Annotated in this window: 21 protein-coding genes and 3 other annotated features; of the genes, 4 read left to right on the top strand and 17 right to left on the bottom strand. The window is 39.1% G+C overall.

Features of this window, described 5'->3' with window-relative positions; all coding sequences use genetic code 11:
* Positions 1-49 precede the first annotated feature (49 nt).
* Positions 50-331, bottom strand: a complete 282-nt coding sequence (locus ACH6EI_RS09340; protein ID WP_013057684.1) for a hypothetical protein — start codon at positions 329-331, stop codon at positions 50-52.
* A 192-nt stretch (positions 332-523) separates the two neighbouring features.
* On the opposite strand from ACH6EI_RS09340, the gene ACH6EI_RS09335 reads away from it, so the two are divergent.
* Positions 524-976, top strand: coding sequence for a Dps family protein (locus ACH6EI_RS09335; protein WP_099331116.1), 453 nt, complete (start codon positions 524-526; stop codon positions 974-976).
* Between the two features lie 23 nt (positions 977-999).
* Here the strand turns inward: ACH6EI_RS09335 and ACH6EI_RS09330 are convergent, their stop codons facing one another.
* On the bottom strand, positions 1,000-1,551 hold the full coding sequence (locus ACH6EI_RS09330; protein WP_033579460.1) for a hypothetical protein: 552 nt from the start codon (positions 1,549-1,551) through the stop codon (positions 1,000-1,002).
* Positions 1,552-1,759: 208 nt separating this feature from the next.
* Between ACH6EI_RS09330 and ACH6EI_RS09325 the strand changes: the two genes are divergently transcribed.
* Positions 1,760-2,392, top strand: a complete 633-nt coding sequence (locus ACH6EI_RS09325; protein ID WP_028412794.1) for a spore coat protein — start codon at positions 1,760-1,762, stop codon at positions 2,390-2,392.
* A 668-nt stretch (positions 2,393-3,060) separates the two neighbouring features.
* A complete protein-coding gene (locus ACH6EI_RS09320) occupies positions 3,061-4,386 on the top strand; it encodes a hemolysin family protein (RefSeq protein WP_047750563.1) in 1,326 nt (441 codons plus the stop codon).
* Positions 4,387-4,415: 29 nt separating this feature from the next.
* Here the strand turns inward: ACH6EI_RS09320 and ACH6EI_RS09315 are convergent, their stop codons facing one another.
* From ACH6EI_RS09315 to ACH6EI_RS09295, 5 genes are all read right to left on the bottom strand, one after another.
* A complete protein-coding gene (locus tag ACH6EI_RS09315) occupies positions 4,416-5,369 on the bottom strand; it encodes a sporulation protein (protein ID WP_099331117.1) in 954 nt (317 codons plus the stop codon).
* A gap of 57 nt (positions 5,370-5,426) precedes the next feature.
* Positions 5,427-5,795: a hypothetical protein gene (locus ACH6EI_RS09310; protein ID WP_167387324.1), complete on the bottom strand. Its 369-nt coding sequence runs from the start codon at positions 5,793-5,795 to the stop codon at positions 5,427-5,429.
* A gap of 263 nt (positions 5,796-6,058) precedes the next feature.
* Positions 6,059-6,478 carry a CBS domain-containing protein gene (locus ACH6EI_RS09305; RefSeq protein ID WP_013057690.1) on the bottom strand — a complete coding sequence of 140 codons (420 nt, stop codon included), beginning with the start codon at positions 6,476-6,478 and terminating at the stop codon, positions 6,059-6,061.
* A gap of 340 nt (positions 6,479-6,818) precedes the next feature.
* Positions 6,819-7,790: an extracellular catalytic domain type 1 short-chain-length polyhydroxyalkanoate depolymerase gene (locus ACH6EI_RS09300; RefSeq protein WP_016764703.1), complete on the bottom strand. Its 972-nt coding sequence runs from the start codon at positions 7,788-7,790 to the stop codon at positions 6,819-6,821.
* Positions 7,791-8,156: 366 nt separating this feature from the next.
* Complete coding sequence (locus ACH6EI_RS09295; protein WP_155017373.1) at positions 8,157-8,315, bottom strand: hypothetical protein; 159 nt, start codon at positions 8,313-8,315, stop codon at positions 8,157-8,159.
* Positions 8,316-8,443: 128 nt separating this feature from the next.
* Between ACH6EI_RS09295 and ACH6EI_RS09290 the strand changes: the two genes are divergently transcribed.
* Complete coding sequence (locus tag ACH6EI_RS09290; RefSeq protein WP_028412790.1) at positions 8,444-9,988, top strand: FAD-dependent oxidoreductase; 1,545 nt, start codon at positions 8,444-8,446, stop codon at positions 9,986-9,988.
* A 429-nt stretch (positions 9,989-10,417) separates the two neighbouring features.
* Here ACH6EI_RS09290 and aroA read toward each other — a convergent pair whose 3' ends face one another.
* The 10 genes from aroA to allC all read right to left on the bottom strand — a co-directional run bounded on the left by aroA (position 10,418) and on the right by allC (position 21,698).
* Positions 10,418-11,689, bottom strand: a complete 1,272-nt coding sequence (gene aroA / locus ACH6EI_RS09285) for a 3-phosphoshikimate 1-carboxyvinyltransferase (protein WP_099331118.1) — start codon at positions 11,687-11,689, stop codon at positions 10,418-10,420.
* A gap of 15 nt (positions 11,690-11,704) precedes the next feature.
* Complete coding sequence (locus ACH6EI_RS09280; protein WP_028412788.1) at positions 11,705-12,562, bottom strand: prephenate dehydrogenase; 858 nt, start codon at positions 12,560-12,562, stop codon at positions 11,705-11,707.
* A 20-nt stretch (positions 12,563-12,582) separates the two neighbouring features.
* The gene (gene aroC, locus ACH6EI_RS09275) at positions 12,583-13,749 is read right to left on the bottom strand and encodes a chorismate synthase (RefSeq protein ID WP_028412787.1); all 1,167 of its coding nucleotides are present in this window, start codon (positions 13,747-13,749) and stop codon (positions 12,583-12,585) included.
* Positions 13,750-13,797: 48 nt separating this feature from the next.
* Positions 13,798-13,998, bottom strand: a binding site (T-box leader).
* Positions 13,999-14,004: 6 nt separating this feature from the next.
* Positions 14,005-15,078 (bottom strand): bifunctional 3-deoxy-7-phosphoheptulonate synthase/chorismate mutase, encoded by a 1,074-nt coding sequence (locus ACH6EI_RS09270; protein WP_013057698.1) that lies wholly within the window; start codon positions 15,076-15,078, stop codon positions 14,005-14,007.
* A 126-nt stretch (positions 15,079-15,204) separates the two neighbouring features.
* Positions 15,205-15,411: a binding site (T-box leader), on the bottom strand.
* Between the two features lie 70 nt (positions 15,412-15,481).
* Positions 15,482-15,687 (bottom strand) — a binding site (T-box leader).
* Positions 15,688-15,887: 200 nt separating this feature from the next.
* Positions 15,888-16,346, bottom strand: a complete 459-nt coding sequence (locus ACH6EI_RS09265; protein WP_028412786.1) for a GNAT family N-acetyltransferase — start codon at positions 16,344-16,346, stop codon at positions 15,888-15,890.
* A gap of 59 nt (positions 16,347-16,405) precedes the next feature.
* A complete protein-coding gene (locus ACH6EI_RS09260) occupies positions 16,406-16,936 on the bottom strand; it encodes a chromate transporter (protein WP_014459451.1) in 531 nt (176 codons plus the stop codon).
* Positions 16,933-17,517: a chromate transporter gene (locus ACH6EI_RS09255; RefSeq protein WP_028412785.1), complete on the bottom strand. Its 585-nt coding sequence runs from the start codon at positions 17,515-17,517 to the stop codon at positions 16,933-16,935. The genes ACH6EI_RS09260 and ACH6EI_RS09255 overlap by 4 nt, the downstream gene beginning before the upstream one ends.
* A 24-nt stretch (positions 17,518-17,541) precedes the next feature.
* On the bottom strand, positions 17,542-19,152 hold the full coding sequence (ggt, locus tag ACH6EI_RS09250; RefSeq protein WP_028412784.1) for a gamma-glutamyltransferase: 1,611 nt from the start codon (positions 19,150-19,152) through the stop codon (positions 17,542-17,544).
* A 41-nt stretch (positions 19,153-19,193) separates the two neighbouring features.
* Complete coding sequence (locus ACH6EI_RS09245; RefSeq protein WP_028412783.1) at positions 19,194-20,444, bottom strand: pyridoxal-phosphate-dependent aminotransferase family protein; 1,251 nt, start codon at positions 20,442-20,444, stop codon at positions 19,194-19,196.
* A 12-nt stretch (positions 20,445-20,456) separates the two neighbouring features.
* Positions 20,457-21,698: an allantoate deiminase gene (allC, locus tag ACH6EI_RS09240; RefSeq protein ID WP_224980593.1), complete on the bottom strand. Its 1,242-nt coding sequence runs from the start codon at positions 21,696-21,698 to the stop codon at positions 20,457-20,459.
* Positions 21,699-21,860 lie beyond the last annotated feature (162 nt).

The following is a 21,860-nucleotide window of genomic DNA, read 5'->3' as shown; positions in this document are numbered from 1 at the left end:
GTTTACCAAAACAAACAACAAACCTGTTAGCTTCTCTTACATAAATTTTTTACTCAGCTTCTTTAGCTCCAACTAACGCTAAACCTGGGCCGTACGGCGTTGTATGGACATCTAACATTAATTCATTTGTATAAGGCACAATAGAAGCTTCCATTGCTACTTGTACTCCGTCGACTTCATACATTTCATCATTTTCAAAAGGCTCTTCAAAAGCTAACCCAATGTTAGGGATTTCACAGCTAATTCCTTTGAAATACAAGCGAATTCCTGTTATCTCCTGCTCTTCAAGTATATTGTTAATTAATTGTTTTGCTTCTGGTGTAATATGCATGACTACCCCTTCTTCCTTTCAATACTCTTGCTCTATCCTATCATATCTTTAGAGTTTTTAAAGAGAATAACTGCAATTTAAAAGCATTCTGATTATTATTTAATAATAATTATAAATAAGTATTGATTTTAATTTGATATTTGATATAATATAAACATAAGATAACAACAACTCATTAGGAGGCTATTAACTATGAATTTAGAAAACGTATTGAACCAACAAATTGCCGATTTTAACGTATTATATACAAAGCTACATCGCTTTCACTGGTATGTAAAAGGGCCTCAATTTTTTACGCTTCATGAAAAATTTGAAGAATTCTATAATGAGACGGCGGACTATATAGATGAATATGCAGAACGATTACTAGCCATTGGAGCAAGCCCAATTGCTACGATGAAGCAATTTTTACAAGCAGCTACTCTTTCTGAAGATGGGAATGAGCAAACGAGTGAAGAAATGGTAGAAACCTTAATTAATGATTATATGCTACTTGTTAAAAACTTAAAAAACGCAGTTGAAAAAGCTGAAGCAGCACACGATCACGTAACAGCTGACTTATTCATTGGAACAATCGGCAACATTGAAAAACATATTTGGATGCTAAAAGCTGCTCTACCTGTAAAAACATCCGTACATGCATAAAAAGAGCCCAGTCGGCTCTTTTTTTACGTTTGTTGATTTCCTTTTTTTTGTTTTTGCAGCCACATAAAAAAAGACATATCATCGTAAATGTCATCTTCTAGCACAGCCTTATAGACATGATCACTCGTATAGTAGCGATTATATCCGCTTTGCTGCTTGAAAAATAAAATACATTCCCGCTTCTTTTCAGTGAGAAGTGATTTTAATAATACTTGTTTCTCAACTTTGCCCTTCACGATATTTTCTGGAAGCACGGAAATATCAAGCTTCCACTCTTCACCCTTCTGAATCATATACACACTCCACTGATACTTACCTTTTTCATTAGCAAATATCATCTTATAAGGTTGAAAACGCTTTGTAAGCTGATACCCCATGTGAAAAATAGATTCTTCATCCATTTCATCATTTCCTACGTAAAAATTAATGATGCGATTTGTCATGACATTTAACTCAAAACTCTCCCCTGAGAGCGGGCAACCGTACTCTCTTAACAAATTAAATAAACGGTTGGATACCACCAGTTGATTTGCTTCATGTTTTAATTCACTTGAGTATGACAGCAGCTCATTCATGTTTTTTGATTCCCCTATCTATAGATCGTGAATTGTTATTGATATTCGCTTTTTTTTTATAAAACCCTTTCACTTTTACCCTTTAATTAACTAACTAGAGGTAAATTAAGTTATGTAGAGCAACATTTTATGAATAAATCAAGTTTGAGTATAAAACTTGAAGAAGTTTAAAGACTATAGTCGATACCGATTTTAAGGAGGACTTAGTATGAATAATCACGAACTTCCTACAAACATGCAAACTGGAGCTGTCCCCCCTCAATTGAACCATGGAGGGCATGAGCTATTTGACGTTCATGAAACACTTGCCGGCTCGATCAATGTAATGGATCAGTTTATGATGTTTAGGCAATATGTAAAAGAACAAGAGCTGCTTGATATTATTGATCGGCAATATCAGTTTATTTTAAATGAATATAATTTAATCGTAGAAGCTTTTTCTACTGGCCAAAAGCCGGCCGGTTCTACACATGTATATAACATGAAGCAGTCTCATACCTTTGTTTATGGCTTAAAGCCTTCGCAGCCTAAAAAGCCGAATCAGTCCGTTGAGGAAATTAATGAAAAAGGAATTTCAGGTCATATGCTGGGTCTAGTCAAGTCTCAAGCATCTCTTTTAACTATGACAGCTTTAGAAATAACTAATCCTGTTGTTCGCCGAATATTCGGAGACAGTGTTCCTAATTGGATTGAAATGGCTTATGAAATTTCTCTTTATCAAAACAAACATCATTATTATCAAGTGCCGCAGCTTGCAAAAGAAGATATGCAGCAAATGATCACAAGTTTCGCAAAAGCTACTGCCTCTCCTCAGATGCCTAATAACCATAAGCTGCATTAATTACAAAGAGGCTGGGGCAAACGTATTTTAATTAAAGGAAGATCCGAACGATTCATCGTTCGGATCTTTTCATTAGTATGATGAATATAGGTTATGTTTAGAGTTGATTCTAGCTGTTGATTGGAGGGAAAGGCGAAGACTTCTGCGGGAAGTGAAGTCATGCACGGAAATCAACAGCGGTGGAACAAGCGATCCATACTCGACCATTTATCCAATTTGTTCCCCTTTAGATTCGATTGATATAGTTGTGTCTCAATCTCTTTTGCGCATATATTTCAGAAAATGACAAAAAACTATGCATTTTGGATTATTTTCTGAATATTTGTAGTATTTTGATTAATTATGTATTATAATACAGTTAACTAATAGAGAGGAGTGAGAGATGCATCATATATACTCGGATTACAGTTAAAGGAGGTGTCATAACACGCTCGCAATACGTTTGCTAAAAGTCAGTTGAACTGTAGAACCGATATGTGATAGACCATGATGGTAAAGTTAAGATTAATTCCCCTAAATGAACATGTAACATAATAAACTGCTTCTTTTTCTTTTTAAAGATAGAAGCAGTTTTTTTATGTGCGTTTTTCTTTTCCCGATTTAATACATGTTTTCTCCACTTTGGCTAACACTTAAGATATACATTTACGTACAAGGTGGTGACTTTGATGATCGCCGTAAAATTACTATTAGTCGCAGTTTTGATTGCATTAACTGCTTTTTTTGTAGCGACAGAATTCGCTATTGTAAAAGTAAGGAGTTCAAAAATCAACCAGCTTCTAGAAGAAGGAAACAAAAAAGCCGTATCTGCCAAACACGTTATTACGCATCTAGATGAATATCTATCGGCTTGTCAGCTTGGTATCACCATCACGGCTCTCGGGCTTGGTTGGCTTGGTGAACCGACGCTAGATCGGTTGCTTCATCCTCTTTTTACTACCTTCCATACGAACGAGCCGCTTGCTGGTATTTTATCTTTTGTCATTGCATTTGTTGTTATTACCTTTTTACATGTTGTCTTAGGAGAATTAGCTCCTAAAACGTTTGCTATTCAAATGGCTGAACAAATTACGCTGAACTTTGCAAAACCGATTATCGTGTTTTACAAACTTATGTATCCGTTCATTAAAATATTAAACGGCTCAGCTCGTATGTTGACCAAGATGTTTGGTATAACGATGATTTCGGAAAATGAAGCTGCTCATAGTGAAGAAGAACTTCGCATTTTGTTATCTGAAAGCTTTGAAGGCGGTGAAATTAATCAGTCCGAATATCGATATATGAGCAAAATTTTTGATTTTGATGACCGTTTAGCTAAAGAAGTAATGGTCCCACGAACGGAAATTGTAAGTGCTTCTAAAGATGACGTGGTAGAGGTTTTTTTGCAAATTGCAAATGTCGAAAAATATACCCGCTATCCAATTGTTGAAGATGGGGATAAAGATAAGATAATTGGTCTCGTTAATATTAAAGAAATTTATAATGATATTGTATTTAACGAAAAAGACGGAACTAATACGTTAGAATCATATGTCAAGCCTATTTTTAAAGTGATTGAAACCGTACCTATTCATGACTTGCTTGTAAAGATGCAAAAAGAACGCATTCAAATGGCTATTCTTTTTGATGAGTATGGTGGAACGGCGGGGCTTGTGACAGTAGAAGACATTATTGAAGAAATTGTGGGAGAAATTCGAGATGAGTTTGACACGGACGAAATTCCTTATGTACAAAAAATTAAAGACGATCATTACATTCTTGACGGAAAAATGCTCATTAGTCAAGTAAATGATTTACTTGGTACGGATATTAGCGACGAAGAAGTAGATACCATTGCCGGATGGGTGTTAACCGAAAAGTTTGATGTGACCAAAAATGATATCATTCAGCATGAGCAATTTTACTTTAAAGTTTTGATTATAGAAGATTTTCACATTAAGTATATAGAAGTAAAAAAAAGAAAGAAGAAAGAAAAAAAGGATGATCATCATTAATCATCCTTTTTAGTTATTTAAAATCCCTTTTACCAATCGTCTCCTCCATCAAAAAAGTCTCCATCCAACAGATCCTCCCCGGCTTCTTCAATATCTTCTCCAATTTCACCAAGCGCCGAGTCTTCAAACATATCATCGATCAAATTCTCAATGAGCAGCCCGCCTAACATACCGGCTGCAAAGCCTCCCATTGCTCCTCCTAACCCGCTCATACGTGGATGATGTGAATGCTGATCATAGTGAGAAGGCTTATAGTATTCATAGTCTCGAGGATTTTCCATCATCTCTTCCATCGCTTCTTCCAGCAAACGAGCGATAGTGGATGGATGGCTTAGTTCATCATTTGTAAAAAAGAGTTCGTTTTTTATTTCCCTCTCCCGGCCGAAAGAAGGCAAATCTAGCTCCAATAGCATTCGGATACCTTCTCGTTCAATGGCTACCTCAAACTCAACTTCATTTACATATCCCTTTAAGAAGTCTGTAGGAAAAAATGCAAATTCTTGTTTGTATCCGTTAAATTTTCCTGAATGATGTTTTTCTCTAAACCCAAGTGTTTCAAAGCCCTCTACTAGCTGATATAAGCTTTTTGGAGCTTTAATGCGCACAGGGTCCCGGTCTGTTGAGTCAACTCCCCCTTCAATATCTAAGTGTGTCTTAAAGAAATAGCTAACGTTGCTCGCAGAGATTGGAAGATCCAAAGGTAAATGATATGTAAATGGAATTTCCTTTTTCTCACCTTCATTAATTGTAAATGCAGAAGCTGCGCGCAGGCTTTCCACACGATGTGTATGCATTTGACCGCTTTTCATTTGAACTTCAAGCCAAAATTCAACATCAATTAAATTAATATGTTGCTGAACGTTTCCGCCTTGGATGACAATAGCTCCTTCAATGACATGACCGAGCGTATAGGCTGTTTCATTTAATCGTAAATCTACTTTGGCAGCTCCAACTCCCATTTTAGCAAACATTTTTTTAAACATTTTTTTCCTCCTCCAAAATGCTCTTACTATATATACGAAGTATACCGTTTATAAGTTTCAACTTACAAAAAAAGAACTCAATTTCTTGAGTTCTTTCTGTTGCTTTAAAGCTCCTGTATTAAAAAACCCAGCCCCAGCAGCAGTTACGTCTTTTGCAGCAATGACGTTTTTTACAACCGCCGTGATGTCCGCCGTGATGACAGCCACTGTGGTTACCATCGTGATGCCCTCCATCGTGGTTACCGCCGTGGTTGCCGCCATGACCCCCACCGTGGTTACCGCCGTGATCGCCACCGTGGTTACCGCCGTGATCGCCACCGTGACCCCCGCCATGATGACATTTTTTATGACCTGAACGATGATCATCATCATGTTTAGGACAATGATCGTTATGCTTATAATCGTTATGACAGCATTTTCCTTCATGGCTACTTCTTGGATCATAACCAGAAGTTTTGTAATAATACTGATTAGAACACCAGCAACAGTTCTTTTTGTTGTTGTAACTCACATAAACCATCCTTATCTATAAATAAGATTTATATAGGCAATTTTATACCTATATATAAATAGATTATGTAAACTAGTACAAGGAAGTGCATTGCTGTGGGCCATGACCTAAGCCTGTTTTTAGGAGTATATGCGGGGCAGCTAAGACAAGAAAAAAAGCCATCTAAAGATGGCCTTTTTTATATTTGATTTTTCACTTTACTTGCGCTTTCTGCATAAAACTCCAGAATTTCTCTTCTTCTCACAATTCCAATAAATACACCTTGATCATCCGTTACAGGAACAAAATTTTGGTCAATTGCTTTTGAAAGGATGTTTTGAACTTCATCATATATAGCAACTGGGTTATAATCTTGATAGCGGTCAATCTCTGTTAATTTAATATTTTCCGTATCTTGAAAGCGATAGTCTCCTAGGCTTTTTAACTTCCAAAGAAGATCTCCTTCAGTAAGAACGCCTACATATTTACCATCATCGTCAACCAGCGGAACTGTAGAATAGCGATGATACTCCATTTTTTCAAGAGCCTGTCTTAATGTGGATTGAATATTTAGTGTTACAACATCACTTTTTGGTACTAAGAAAAATGCAATATTCATTTTTTAATCTCCTTTTCCTTACCCGCTCATCTTACGATTTCTATTTATTTTTTCAGTTTTCGGCTTATTTTAATGTTTTAATCATACAAAATGCAGCTCGCAGTTATCTTACATTTACAACTATAAGCTGTCAATCCTAAGCTATGTAATTTCGGCTTCTTATTTTCTTTATTACAGTACCCGTTTTCTAAATAATCAAATCCTAATTTTTAGAAAAACACGTCTAGTTAAAATGATGGTTCCTACAGCTGCTTTTTTATACTAATAAGGGCCGGAAGAGCTACTTTCAGCTCTTCTTCTCTGCGATAAGAACGCAACTGAACCTCATTATATGCTCTGTTTATACTTTTTGACTCATGAAAAAGTCCCACATGATTCGGCTAGCGTTGGGGCCTTTAGGGTCTGTATAGCTGCCCGCTGAATTCCCTCCGGACCATGCATGCCCCATTCCATTGATAATATATTTATCAATAGCCAATTCTCCCTTACTGCTTTCGTAGCGATATGTGGTATAATCACGTCCAAAGAGAATTTTTTCTTCTCTCGTTTTAACCGGGCTATCTTGAATCCATCCATCTATTCTTCCGTTATAAGCAAGATTATTCGTTGTAATCCACTGGTGAACCACTTGATCTGCATTGGCTACATTTACCGTAGAATCAGCGTTACCATGAAATACAATGAGCGGCAGTGGCTTTGCCCGTTTTCCCATTTGTTGATAAGCAATTCTCCCTTGTTTAACGGGGGAAGGACCTTTACTGGCCATGACAGAATACGCATTAAATACGTTAAGAGCCGCCTGATATTCGATACCTGCTGACACACCTATTCCAGCAAATAGTTCTGGATACGTTACCCCCATAACGATGCTCATTGCTCCTCCTGCCGACAGACCGGCAATAAACACTTTATTTTTCTGAATAAAGTGCATGTTTTGGACTTTTTTTACAATTCCTGCGATAATAGCTGGTTCGCCAAACCCTCTAATTTGATGGAGCGGTTCAAACCAGTTCCAGCATTTATTCATATTTGAGTTAGAAGACTGCTGTGGGTATACGACAATAAATTCCTTTTCATCGGCGAGCTCATTCATTTGCGTGCCTATCGCAAAATCATCTGCATTTTGTGTACATCCATGCAGCATAACCATTAGTGGGTAAGATTTTAAAATATGATAAGATTTAGGTAAATAGACCTTGAATTTTTTTCCTTTATGAGTATATGTTTTAAATGATTCAGATGACGCTTCTTGTTGTTCACTTGAAGACACAAGCGTTGACGTATTTATAACATTAGGTAGTGAACCCAACATGGTACCCCTCCTCTTTTTGTCAACGTTTTCATTTTTCTTCCCAATTACGTCCTGTATTACAATACTACATATTATTTCGTTTTTTTGCACGTTCTACATACTCTGAGAGTACAACTTGTTTTGGTTTTAAGCCGTTTTTTATATTCTTGAAATTTGGGATTTTTTTGCTATATATATACTTTATTACTATATATGAAAATTGTCACTATAATCATGAAAAAAGGACAAACATGCCGTTTGCCCTTTTATTTGGACCTTGATGTTTCAATGCCCTTTGCCGAATTCAGCCTCTATACTTTTATTATATGATACTCCCTATCATTTATATGAATTTATTGCTCTTCATGTTTAAATCTGTAACCTTTACTATTTCATACTTTGCTTTTTATTCACCAATTCTTTCGTAGCAGACGGCAAGGTGCAGGTGCGGAAGCCACGTTGAAAAAGAAGAATCTTGAAGACCAAATATTTTCGTTTAACCTCTTCTTTGTTCGCAACATTCATACAAAGGCTGATTGTAATCACTCTTTTCCCCTCCTTTTCTTTAAATAGGTATAGCCAAGAGGTGCTATTAGAGTAGATTCCTTTATTTTGCATACATTTTTTTAGAAAACTATGGTAAAAATAAGACTTATCATATGGAGGTGAATAAATTGGCAAATATCCCAAAGGATACTGAGCCCTACTGGCGCGATCATTTAAAGTTTCCAACATACCCATCTCTTTCAGAAAATCGAAAAGTTGATGTTGTAGTAGTAGGAGGCGGTATTAGCGGTATTACAACGGCTTATTTATTACAAAAAGAAGGACTGAACGTGGCGTTAATTGAAGCTGATAATATTTTAAATGGTACAACCGGTCACACAACAGCAAAGATTACAGCTCAGCATGACGTTATCTACGATGAACTGCTTTCACACATTGGCGAAGAAAAAACGCTGCTGTATTATAAAGCAAACGAACAAGCTCTGCAGTTTATGAAAAACTTAATTCAAACGGAAAACATTGACTGTGATTTTTCAGTACAAGATGCTTACTTATACGGAGAAACGCTGGAGTTTGACCATCGAGTTCGTAAAGAATTTCGAGCCTATCAGCGATTACATATTCCATGTGAATTTGCAACAGAGCTTCCTTTTAGTTTTGATATTAGAGCAGCAGCTATTATGAAAGATCAAGCTCAGTTTCATCCGTTAAAATATCTGCTTCATTTAGTAAAAAAATTCACAGAAAGCGGCGGATTGATTTTTGAAAACACCGTAGCAACGGATGTAGAAGAAAGCACGTCGCCCACCGTTGTCACAAGAGACGGACATCGCATTTCTTGCAAATATGTAGTGGCGTGTTCACACTTTCCATTTTATGATGGAGCGGGCTTTTACTATACGCGTATGTATGCCAAACGTTCGTATGTGTTAGCAGCAAAAGTTGAACAAGCTTACCCTGGAGGCATGTATTTAAGTGCTGATCAGCCTACTCATTCGCTGCGTTCAACAAAAGTTGACGGAGAAGAACTCATCTTAATTGGCGGAGAAGGCCACAAAGCTGGACAAGGAATTAATACTATGTTTCACTATGAGTCCCTTCAGAGGTTCGCCGAAGAAAATTTTACTGTCCAACATTTTCGTTATAAATGGTCTGCACAAGATTTATTTACGCTTGATAAAATTCCATATATCGGGCCCCTTAAAGAAAGCAAGCCAAATATCTTTATTGCTACCGGATTTAAAAAATGGGGCATGACTCATAGCACCATTGCAGCACATATTATCCGAGATGCAATAACCGGGAAAGACAACCCATATGCAGAGTTGTATAATCCGTCTCGTTTTTATGCGGACCCTAGCCTTAAGCATTTCTTTCGTCAAAATCTTGATGTGGCTGAACACTTTATTACCGGTAAGTTTTCAATGCCTGAAAAAGGACTCGATCAGCTTCAAAATGATGAAGGGTCGGTCGTATATGTAAACAGCAAACGTACGGGGGCGTATAAAGATCCTCAAGGGAAGCTTCACTGCGTCGATACTACATGCACGCACTTAGGATGTGAAGTAAATTGGAACGCCGGTGACCGCACGTGGGACTGTCCTTGTCACGGTTCTCGTTTTTCTTACGACGGATCTGTGGTAGAAGGCCCTGCTAAAAAGCCGCTTACACCAGTGGATGTCAATTCAAGCGATAAAAAAAGCACGCCGTAGGGCATGCTTTTTTTATCATTATCAATGGATTCACATTTGAGTTTACTCTTTACATCCTTCTTTTCTAAAGTATCGATTATACACCAAAACCATTGCATAAATGACTAGAAAAGAAAAAGTAAAGATAATTAACCTTCCAGATTCAGGGACATGATCCAGGTAGTCTGTTTCAAAAAACATAACAAACATCAAAAATGGTAATAGAAACAAAAACCAAATAAAATCTCGATCCATAAACATTTTTATAAAAAATAAAATGGCCCCGATGTAGACAATCATCAAAAACATAATCATTCACCAAATTCTATTTAATACTAGAGGTGTTGTAATGATTATATCGGATTTCTCCGGCGAAATATAGAGTCATTGGTTTTAATTTTATAAATTCCTTACAACTTTCAAACTGCTATTTTAACATAATAAGGGAATTTACTGCTGTAAAGACTCTAAGTGAGCAAAAAACTGCGGGTAAGACACGGATACCGCGTCACGATTTTCAATAATTGTTTCCCCTTTTGCAATACAAGAGGCAACAGCGAGCATCATACCAATGCGGTGATCTCCGTGGCTGTTTACATTTGCCCCGTGAAGTTTTGTGCCTCCGTGAATAATCATTCCATCTTCCGTGGCCTCAATATTAGCACCCATTTTTGTTAACTCATTTACTACCGTATCAATACGGTTTGTTTCTTTGACTTTTAACTCTGCAGCATCTTTAATAACGGTAATCCCTTCTGCTTGTGTGGCAGCTAGTGCAATAATTGGAATTTCGTCGATTAAACGTGGAATTAAATCGCCGCCTACTTCTGTGCCTTTTAAATGAGAAGCTTCTACAACTAAATCTGCATAGGGTTCCGCCGTTTCTTTTGTTTCTTTGACTGTCTCGATCGAAGCCCCCATATTTGAAAGCACCTCTAAAATACCCGTTCGAGTCGGATTCATCCCCACTTTTTGAATTTTAATGCGACTGTTTGCAATAATAGCCCCCGCTACTAAAAAGAATGCAGCTGACGAAATATCACCAGGCACTTCTACATGCGTTCCTCTTAACGTTTGACCGCCTTCAATTGAAACGGTTAATCCTTCTTCTTTCACTTTAACTCCAAACGCCTCTAGCATACGTTCTGTATGATCACGCGATTTCGCCGGTTCCGTTACAGAAGTTGTTCCTTCCGCCTGCAGTCCAGCAAGTAAAATAGCTGATTTTACTTGTGCGCTTGCAACAGGAGATGTATAGTGTATACCTTTTGCTTTCCCACCTCGAATAACAAGCGGTGTAAAATTAGCGTCTTTTCGGCCGTCTAAATGAATATTCATATCACGAAGCGGACCAGTCACACGCTTCATAGGGCGTTTGGCAATAGATTCGTCTCCAATTAACGTTGAATGAAAGGGTGTATTTGCTAAAATCCCCATCATGAGGCGAATCGTAGTGCCCGAATTTCCGACATCTAAAATATCAGATGGCTCTTTTAGCGCTTGTATACCTTTTCCTTTTACCACGACGCTTTGTTCATCAATCATTTGAATATCTACACCTAGTTTTTGAAAGCAGGAAATGGTGCTAAGGCAATCATCTCCCGGCAAAAATCCGTTAATTGTTGTTGTTCCTTCTGCAATTGAACCAAACATGACGGAACGGTGAGAAATGGATTTATCTCCTGGAATTTGAATCGTTCCTCGTAAAGCTTTTACTGTCACAATCTGTCTCTCCTTTTATGCGTGAAGCGAATCACGAAATTCTTTAGCATCTGAAAAGTAATCAAATAACTCGTGTCCGTCACCTTTTTCTACTAATAGTTTTACTTGTTCCATTTCTTTCATCCAGTCATCTAGCAATGTTAAAAGCATAGAACGGTTTTGCTTTAATATGTCTCTCCACATATGAGGGTTGCTTGAAGCAATTCTCGTAATATCTCGAAAACCGCCTGCCGCCATTTCTGTAACAAGATGATTATTTGCTGAATAGCCTTTGACTTGTCTTACTAGACTGGTTGCAATCACATGTGGTAAATGACTGACAACTCCGGTGATTTGGTCATGAGTAGCTGCATCAAGCGGTACAAATTGTGCACTTGTAGGCTCTAGCAAATGCATAAGCGCATCTATTTTTTCTTTTTGCTCATTTTCAAACGGCGTTAAAATATAGCGCGCCGAACAAAATAAATCCGCTCGTGCATTGACTGCACCGCTCGTATGAGAACCAGCCATCGGATGCCCCCCAATAAATGAAATACGTTTTTTATTCAGCGCTTGGGCTGCTTTCATAATTTCACCTTTTGTACTTCCGACATCCGTTACGATAACCGTTTCTTTAAGCTTCCAAGTAGAAAGGTCGTGTATCCATGCTGTCGTATACTCTACTGGAGTAGCAAGCACGATATAATCTGCTTGGGCTGCTTCTGTTTTTATATCTTCAGCTACATAATCAATGATACCTAGCTGGTTGGCTACTTGTACTTCATTTGTGTTGATATCAGCTCCAACGACTGTTACGTGACGATGCTTCTTCATAGCTAGCGCTAATGATCCTCCAATAAGGCCAACGCCAATAAGTAATACACGTGTTTTCACCTTTCATTCTCCTCTATTCTTTAAAATTGCTTTGCGTATTCTTCGTGTTTTTTTACATTTTCTTGAATTAACTGAATTCGATCTGCCCCAAATTGATCGATAATAGCAGATGCTAGTTCCCAAGCAATCACGGATTCTGCTACAACCGCCGCCGCCGGTACTGCACAGCTGTCTGATCGTTCAATACTTGCAGCAAACGCCTCTTTTGTATCAATATCTATACTTTGCAGCGGCTTGTATAAGGTAGGAATAGGTTTCATGACGCCTCGCACCACAATCGGCATCCCTGTTGTCATGCCTCCTTCTAAACCTCCTGCATTATTCGTTTTACGCGTATAGCCGTTTTGTTCATCCCATAGAATTTCATCATGGACTTCACTTCCCGGTCTGCGAGCTGCTTCAAAGCCTACGCCGATTTCAACGCCTTTAAACGCGTTAATGCTCATAATAGCAGCAGCTAGCTTTGAATCTAACTTACGATCATAGTGCACGTAACTGCCTACTGCAGTAGGCATTCCTTCTACTACTACTTCCACTACGCCACCAATGCTGTCTCCATTTTCTTTTGCATCATCGATTGCTTTCATCATTTTCTGTCCCGCTTCTTCATCTAAGCAGCGAACAGGTGACGCTTCAGTTTTTTCCTGAAGTTCTGTTAGCGACTCATATGCCGTTTTTTCAGCTTTCACACCGCCGATTTCAAGTACGTGACATGCAATATTTACACCTACAGCTTTTAATACTTGTTTGGCAACTGCGCCTGTGGCTACTCGTACCGTCGTTTCACGAGCAGATGAACGTTCTAATACGTTTCGCATATCTCTGTGGCCGTATTTAATCGCTCCATTTAAATCCGCGTGACCTGGACGAGGTTTTGTAATTTGTCTCTTTACTTCTTCATCATGATCAACTGGATCAGCACCCATAATATTTCTCCAGTGCGTAAAATCTTTGTTTTCAACGACTAAAGCAATTGGTGAACCAAGCGTCTCACCGTGGCGAACACCGCCTTTAATCTGAACTTGGTCTTTTTCAATCTGCATGCGGCGTCCGCGCCCATGTCCCTTTTGTCTTCTTGCTAAGTCTTCATTAATATGTTCGGCTGTTAACTCAAGTCCTGCTGGTACTCCTTCAATAATCGCTGTTAATTGAGGTCCGTGCGATTCTCCTGCTGTTAAATATCTCATATTATCGATTCCTTTCTGTTATAAAAAATAAAAAACTCGCCCCTACGTCATAGGGACGAGTTTTTCTCGCGATACCACCCTAGTTGCAAACATTACTTGCCACCTCGAATTGTTAACGATCCGCTGACCGCTCTGTAAAAGAGTACTCAAAGAGTGTAATTCGCTCACATTTTTGTACTGACTTCCACCAACCGTCAGCTCTCTGAGACAGGGAAATGTTTGCTACTAGTTTCTTATCACTGTATCACTATGAAATTAAGATAATTTTACTGCTGCACCTTTTAATTCTTCCATGAATTTGTGGAATTCAGGAATGTTCATTTGCTGTGCTGAATCTGATAGTGCTACTGCTGGGTCTGGATGAACTTCTGCCATTACAGCATCTGCGCCGATAGCAATCGCTGCTTTTGCACATGGTAATAGTAAGTCTTTGCGTCCTGTCGAATGCGTTACGTCTACTACAACTGGTAAATGCGTTTCTTTTTTCAAGATTGGAACAGCTGAGATATCTAATGTGTTGCGTGTTGCACGCTCATATGTGCGGATACCGCGTTCACAAAGAATAATGTTTCCATTTCCGCGAGACATAATGTATTCAGCAGCGTTAATGAATTCTTCAATTGTTGCTGCCAATCCACGTTTTAAAAGAATTGGTTTGTCTACAGAACCTGCAGCTTTTAATAGCTCGAAGTTTTGCATGTTACGTGCACCAATTTGAATCACATCTACGTAGTCTAGAGCCGTTTCAATATCTTGAGGAGAAACAATTTCACTGATAATTGATAGACCTAGCTCATCTCCTACTTGACGTAAGATTTTTAATCCTTCCACTCCAAGACCTTGGAAATCGTAAGGTGATGTACGTGGTTTGAACGCTCCGCCGCGCATTAATGTAATGCCCTGTTCTTTAAGCGCTAAGCCCACTTCTTTTACTTGTTCGTAGCTTTCTACTGCACATGGTCCCATTACGAATTCTAAGTTTCCAGGTCCTACTTTTGTGCCGTTGATGTCAACGATTGTATCTTCTGATTTCTTTTTACGAGATACAAGAAGTGCTTTACGGTGATCGTCTTCTTGAAGTTCTAAGCTTGCTTTGAAAATTTCTTTGAAAATATGCTGAATTGTTGAAGCTTCGAATGGACCATTATGGTTAGCTAAGATTTGATCTAATGATTTACGTTCACGAACTGGATCAAAGCGATTCACACCTTGTGTACCTTTTACTTTTCCAATTTCTTGTGCGATTTCACCGCGTTTATTTAATAATTCTAAAATTTCTAAATTTATTTCGTCGATTTGTCCTCGTAATTGTTCTAGTGATTTTGTCATTTTAAAAATCCTCCTTTGATTTTACAACCTTGAACGGATCTTTTCGTTTAGTTTGTATTTAAAAATCCGTTTTACACCTACACAGCCGCTTATGCGGATATACAAAAAGTCCCTACTGATTGTATCAGTAGGGACGAATTGATCGCGGTACCACCCTAATTGCAAGCATTGCTTGCCTCTTCATTAAGATAACGGCTATTGCCGCTTTTGACTATTGCCAAAAGAAAGCTCCAAGAATGTAATTCGCAATCTCTTTTGTACTGATTCGCACCAACCATCAGCTCTCTGAATACAGGGAAGATTTTGCTACTATGCTCTTTTCATCGCTTGTAATGGATATAAAATTATAATGGACCGAAATACAAAAAGTCCCTACTCACTCTTAAGATTGTTCTTAAGAGTCAGTAGGGACGAAAATTCGCGGTACCACCCTAGTTGCAAGCATTTTGCTTGCCTCTTCATTAAAATAACGGCCAGGCCGTCTTTTCCTGCTCGGAAAAGATGCTCAAGGAATGTACTTCGAAAAAATTTTTGTTCTGACTCGCAGCAACCGTCAGCTCTCTGATACAGGGAAATTTTTTCTACTCGTGCTCCTATCAACGCTCAGTATTGACTATGTATGCGTACTTGGATAATCAGTTCCGATCGTTTGAAACTGTTTGTCGCTTCCAAGTTGTGTGTAATGTTGTGTGATGTTGATTTGTATTATGAATGGTTTTTTTATCTTCGTCAACACTTTTTATTAATTTTTTTTATTTTTTAAAAACCAATGCCCCTTCAAACCTATCTCTATCAAGAGTTTTGTCACTTTAATTTTTTTCAACCACGTATTCCATTTCAGAGTCATATTCAATAAATCCATGTTTTTGATACAAGCTTTTTCCAGCGGCAGAAGCATTTAACCATATTCGATTTACACCACTTTTTTGGCCGTACTGCATCAAGTGCTTTAAAATAGCGGAAGAATAGCCGTGCTTTCGGTGATCAAAAGCTGTATACATGTTCATAACATATGCTTCTTTTCCTTGAAGGTTACCCGGTGAAGGCGGACGTATAAAAAAGACGAGGCTTCCTGCTGATACAACTTTTCCATCGACTTTTAAAATAGCCGTATAATTATTTGGGCTATTTATATTCGCAGTAAAATATTCTTCTGTCGCTTTTCGAAACAGCTTCTCACTCCCATTTAGTTCTCCCAGTTCTTTCATGAGCAGCATTCGCAGGTTAACCAGGTCCTGCACGTCTTCTAATAGTGCTTTTTCAACCATTGTTCTCCCTCTTTTCGTCTCTTTTACAAAAAAAAACTCTCAGCATTTGAGAGCTTCATTTAAGCAAGAAAAACAGCTCCGTATACGAGTGCTCCGACAATAACGAACGCTGGATGCACACGTAATTTTTCCAATAAAAGAAAGCTGGCTGCTACTAAAAATAGAGTTTGCCATATACCTGAATCACCGTATGAATTCATAAAAAATTCATACGCCATTAAGCCAAGTAAAATAGCGATTACGGGACGAATGTAGTTGGTCATTTTCTTAACATTTGGTGAATCTTTATACTTAAATAATATTCGAAGTAAAATGACTAAAAGCAAAACCGACGGAGCAATCGTTGCAAAAAGAGCAATCACCGAGCCTAAAATCCCTGCCTGCTGATATCCGATAAATCCCGCCATTTTTGTCGCAATTGGACCTGGAAGCGCATTTCCAATTGCCAGCATTTCACTAAACTCTTTAACGGTAAGCCAATGGTAGCGGTCTACAACTTCTTTTTGAATGAGCGGAATCGACGCAGGTCCGCCTCCATAGCCTAAAATATTTGAAACAAAAAACGCCATAAATAGCTGAATATAAATCATACCGATTCCCTCTTTTGCTTGTGCTCATCACTTTCGCCTTTTTTTCCTTTTCGTTTTAGCGGAATCCAAGCTGCTGCCATAAGTACAATAATAATAACTGCTGGATGAATATGGGCAAATTCCATTAGTCCTAAACTAATAATGAGTAAGATAATAGCTGGCGTCCAGCCTAAACCAGACGTTGATTTTTTAAAAAAATCCCATGTCATAACCGCGAGCATCACTCCCACTACAGGAACGACTGCTTTGGTCATCCCCATAACCCAGGGCTGATCTTTAAATTGCGTTAAAGTGGTCAACAGTAATACCATTAAAAAAACGGTTGGAATAACGGCTGCAAATAAAGCTGTACCGAGACCTAAGATACCGCCGACTCGATAGCCGATGTATCCAGCCAGCTTTGTCGCAATAGGCCCAGGCAGCGTATTGGCAATTGCTAACAAATCGCCAAATTCATCGTCATCCATCCACTTGTACGTATCGACTACTTCTTTTTTTACAAGTGGAATAGCTGAAGGTCCTCCTCCGTAGCCGAGCATACCTGAGCGAAAAAACGCTATAAAAATATCCAATTGTCGCATTTCTCGCGCTCCTTTCTCTGTGATTTAATAAGCAACGACGGCTCCGTCTGTTCGCGCTTCTGTGCCGCCGTATAATACACCGGTTTGTTCATCTCTTAAAATAATCTGCCCTCTTCCAAACGTATGTCTGCTCGTAGCCACATGAATATCATGCCCTTTGCGTTCTAATGCTTCTACAATATGTGAAGGCATTTCTTTTTCCACAAGAACCTTTTTATGTTCAATCCACTGCCATCTTGGTGCATCTAAAGCTGCCTGAGGATTTAGATGAAAATCAATCATATTCATGATGACTTGCACATGTCCTTGCGGCTGCATAAATTTACCCATTACACCAAATGAACCTACAGCACTTTTATTCTTTGTTAAAAATCCAGGAATAATGGTATGATAGGTTCGTTTTCCAGGCTCTAACCGGTTATGGTGCTGTGGGTCTAACGAAAAATTGTGCCCGCGGTTTTGCAGGCATATGCCCGTATTAGGTACGACAAGTCCTGAGCCAAAATCCATGTAATTACTTTGAATGAATGATACCATGTTTCCTTCTCCATCAGCTGTAGCCAAATAGATCGTGCCGCTATGAGACGGCTGTCCGGCTTCGGGAATAAGCGCTTTTTCACCAATCAGCCCTCTGCGCTTGTTTGCATAAGAATCATTCAACAAATCTTCAACTGCTACTGTCATTTTATCAGCATCTGTAATAAATTTTTGTCCATCTGCAAACGCTAGCTTCATAGCTTCAATTTGCTTGTGGTATGTATCGACAGAATCTTTGGCATCAAAAGAAAAACCTTTTAGCGTATTTAAAGCTAAAAGCGCAATAAGACCTTGGCCGTTAGGGGGTATTTCCCACACATCGTATCCTCGGTAAGAAGTTGAAATCGGCTTTACCCACTCTGCTTTAAAAGCTGCTAAATCCTCTTTTGCTAAAAATCCGCCGTGTTTTTTCGAAAAAGCTGCTATTTTATCAGCTAAATCCCCTCTGTAAAAAGATTCTCCATTCGTTTCGGCAATTTCAAGCAGCGTAGCAGCATGGTCTGGTGATCGCCACATTTCCCCTACCTTAGGAGCAGATCCATTGTTAGTAAATGTCTCAAACCAGTGTTTATATTCGTCACCTTTTAACGCGTGTGTAAATCGTTCAAACGCTCGTTCCCAATTGTACCCTAAAATTGGGGAGATTGGGAACCCTTCTTGCGCATAAGAAATAGCCGGCTGCAGCACTTCTTTTAACGGTAGCCGGCCAAAGCGTTTTGACAGCTCCACCCACGCACTCGGGGCACCTGGGACCGTAACAGGAACAAAACCGCGAGCCGGCATCTCTTTTATCCCCATGGCGCGCAGAGTCTCAATAGAGATAGAAGCAGGAGCAGGACCGCTCGCGTTGAGTCCATATAGTTCTTCATTTATCCACACAAGAGCAAATGCATCTCCGCCAATTCCATTTGAAGTAGGTTCTACCACCGTTAAACAAGCTGCGGAGGCAATAGCAGCATCTACTGCATTGCCTCCTTTTTTCAACATTTCAAGACCCGCCTGAGCGGCAAGAGGCTGACTAGTTGCTACCATTCCGTTTTTTCCAAACGTGCACGTACGCTGCGATGCATATGGGTGTGTGAAAAAGTATTCGCTCATAGAAAATCTCCTCTTTTCTTTATATGGTGAATAACGAATCTTTACAGACTAGACAACGCTACTTCTTCCTCATAAACTTCTAAAGCTGCTTGCAGAGCAGAACCTGCATTTACGCTTGCCCCGTTTCGAATAAGCACTGCTTCAAGACCGGCTAATGTAAAGAGAACGTTGTCTTTACGGCAGCTGTATCCCATGGTGCCGATACGCCATATTTTTCCGTGCATCGGCCCAAAAGAACTTGCGATTTCAATTCCAAATTGTTCAAGAAGCGTAGAACGAACTGCTTCCCCGTCAATTCCTAATGGAATTAAGACGCACGTAACGGTTGGAACTTTTGAGTGCTCATCGCCAAATAAAGATAATCCCATTGCTTTAATTCCGGCTACGAGTGCTTTTTCGTGGAGACGATGCCTTGCAAATCTTTCTTCTAACCCTTCTTCTAAAATAACGCGCAGTCCTTCTCTTAAAGCATAGAGCATGGACGTTGCTTCCGTGTGATGATTTAGCCTGCGCTCACTCCAATAGTCTTGAAGCTGACTCAAATCAAAATAGTTGCTGATAATATTTGGACGCAGACGAACAGTTTGAGCATCTGCTTTTGTCGCAATTCCTTTTTCAACTTTTTTACGTTCCATGATAATTTTTTCAATACGATCATTGTACGTAATAGGTGCCATACCCGACGGAACAGATAAACACTTTTGTGTACCTGCAATCAATGCGTCAATGTTCCACTCGTCTACTTTTACATCCGTACCGCCGATAGTAGCTACTGCGTCGACAATAAATAAAACATCTTGGTCGCGACATGCAGCACCAATTTCTTTAAGAGGCTGCATTCTTCCTGTAGACGTTTCGCCATGAACCATTGCAACGATTTTTGGGTTTACTTTTTTTATTTCCTGGATTACGGTCTCAGGGTCAAACACTTCTCCCCATTCGCATTCAATATTGTGTACCTCAGCTCCGTAGCGCTCGGCAATTTCCGTTAATAAATAGCCGAAGCGGCCGAAAATCGGGACGAATACTTTATCGCCCGGTTCAACTACACTTGCAAGAACTGCTTCAATCCCAGCTCTAGACGTTCCATCAACGGGAAAAGCCCATTTGTTTTTGGTTTGAAATAGCTCACGAAGCATTTCCATCGTTTCGTTCATAATGCGCGTAAATGCGGGGTCGAACTGACCTAAAATAGGTGTTCCTAATGCTCTTAATACGCGTGGATCTGCTTCTACGGGGCCTGGTGTCATAATCGTACGCGGCGGTGTATGAAGCTGTTTTGTTATAGTCATGTCAAATTCCTCCTAGTAGGCAAGTTTATATAATAGTTCTATTAATACCTTTACTCCTTTTTCTAACTGTTCTCCTTTGGTGAATTCCTTTGGGGAATGGCTGATTCCATCTTGGCTCGGGACGAATAACAAACATGTGGGAACTCTTCGCCCGAATACCTGCGAGTCGTGTCCTGCACCGCTTACTAATTCTCGGGAGGAGATATTCTTTTCCGAGGAAATAATTTTGGAAAGTTCAGATAATTGTTCGCTCATGGCAACAGGTTTTTCATCCATCCAGCAGTTGAGATTCACTTCTAAATCCCCTGCTGTTCGCTTGATAATTTCCTTCATTTCTCGTTCTGCTTCTTGTAAAACCTTATACTCATGATGTCTTATATCGACCGTGAATTCTACATATCCTGGTATTACATTCGGTGCATTTGGAGAAAGTGTAATTTTTCCAACCGTTACGTATAAAGCGTTATGATATTTTTCGCTCAATTCAATAAATGCCTTAGCGAGTTTGCAGCTCACATAAAATGCATCTTTCCGGATGTTCATCGGGGTTGTGCCCGCATGGTTACTTTCACCTTTAACAGATACTGTAAATCGTTTCTGCCCGACGATACTAGAAACAATTCCGATATCGCAATGAGACATTTCAAGCTGCTTTCCTTGCTCGATATGCAGTTCAATAAAAGAAGCGATGTCCGTGCGGTATGGCTCGCTGTGGAGGCCTTCTCCGAAATTGAGTTGTTTCATTGCGTCATCCAGCTTAACCCCTTCTTTATTTATAACATGTTTTGCATCACTTTTGCTGTGTAATCCATTCATATTACCTGATCCCCAATACGTAAGAGGAAATCTGCTACCTTCTTCTTCACAAAGTGATACGACCTCTAAGGTTTTTGTAGGGGAGCCATAATGCGCATATAGGTACTGCAGAGCAATGATACCTGCCACAACACCAAAAGCCCCGTCATATTTTCCTCCGTTTATCACGGTGTCGATATGGGATCCTGTTAAAATAACTTGTTGTTCTGGACCCGTTCCTTGCAACCGTCCAAATAAATTTCCTACATCATCGTAATACGTTTTGAGGTGAAGTCCCTTCATTTTTTCTTCCAATGCCTTTTGAGCTGCATTCCACTGTTCCGTATATAAAAGCCTCGTGACACCTTCTTTTTCATCTAACCCAAACTGTGACAACCAGCTAATGTTTTCTTCGATTTGCTGACAAAGCTTAGATTTTCCCGTCATATCTGCAACCATTGCTATCCCTCCTGCTATCTTCATTTTAAGAAAATGACTGATTGTTTTCATTAACACTTCCTACAATGATTTAGTGTTTTTTTGGCTATTATCACTAAATACACAAAGTCTTATATACGTTACTTTTTCTAACGTTATATGTTATTTATTTTATCTTACAGA

Source organism: Priestia sp. JSM ZJ58, from assembly GCF_044383985.1.
GTDB classification, from domain to species: Bacteria; Bacillota; Bacilli; order Bacillales; family Bacillaceae_H; genus Priestia; species Priestia zanthoxyli.
This window is presented reverse-complemented; position numbering and strand designations above follow the sequence as displayed.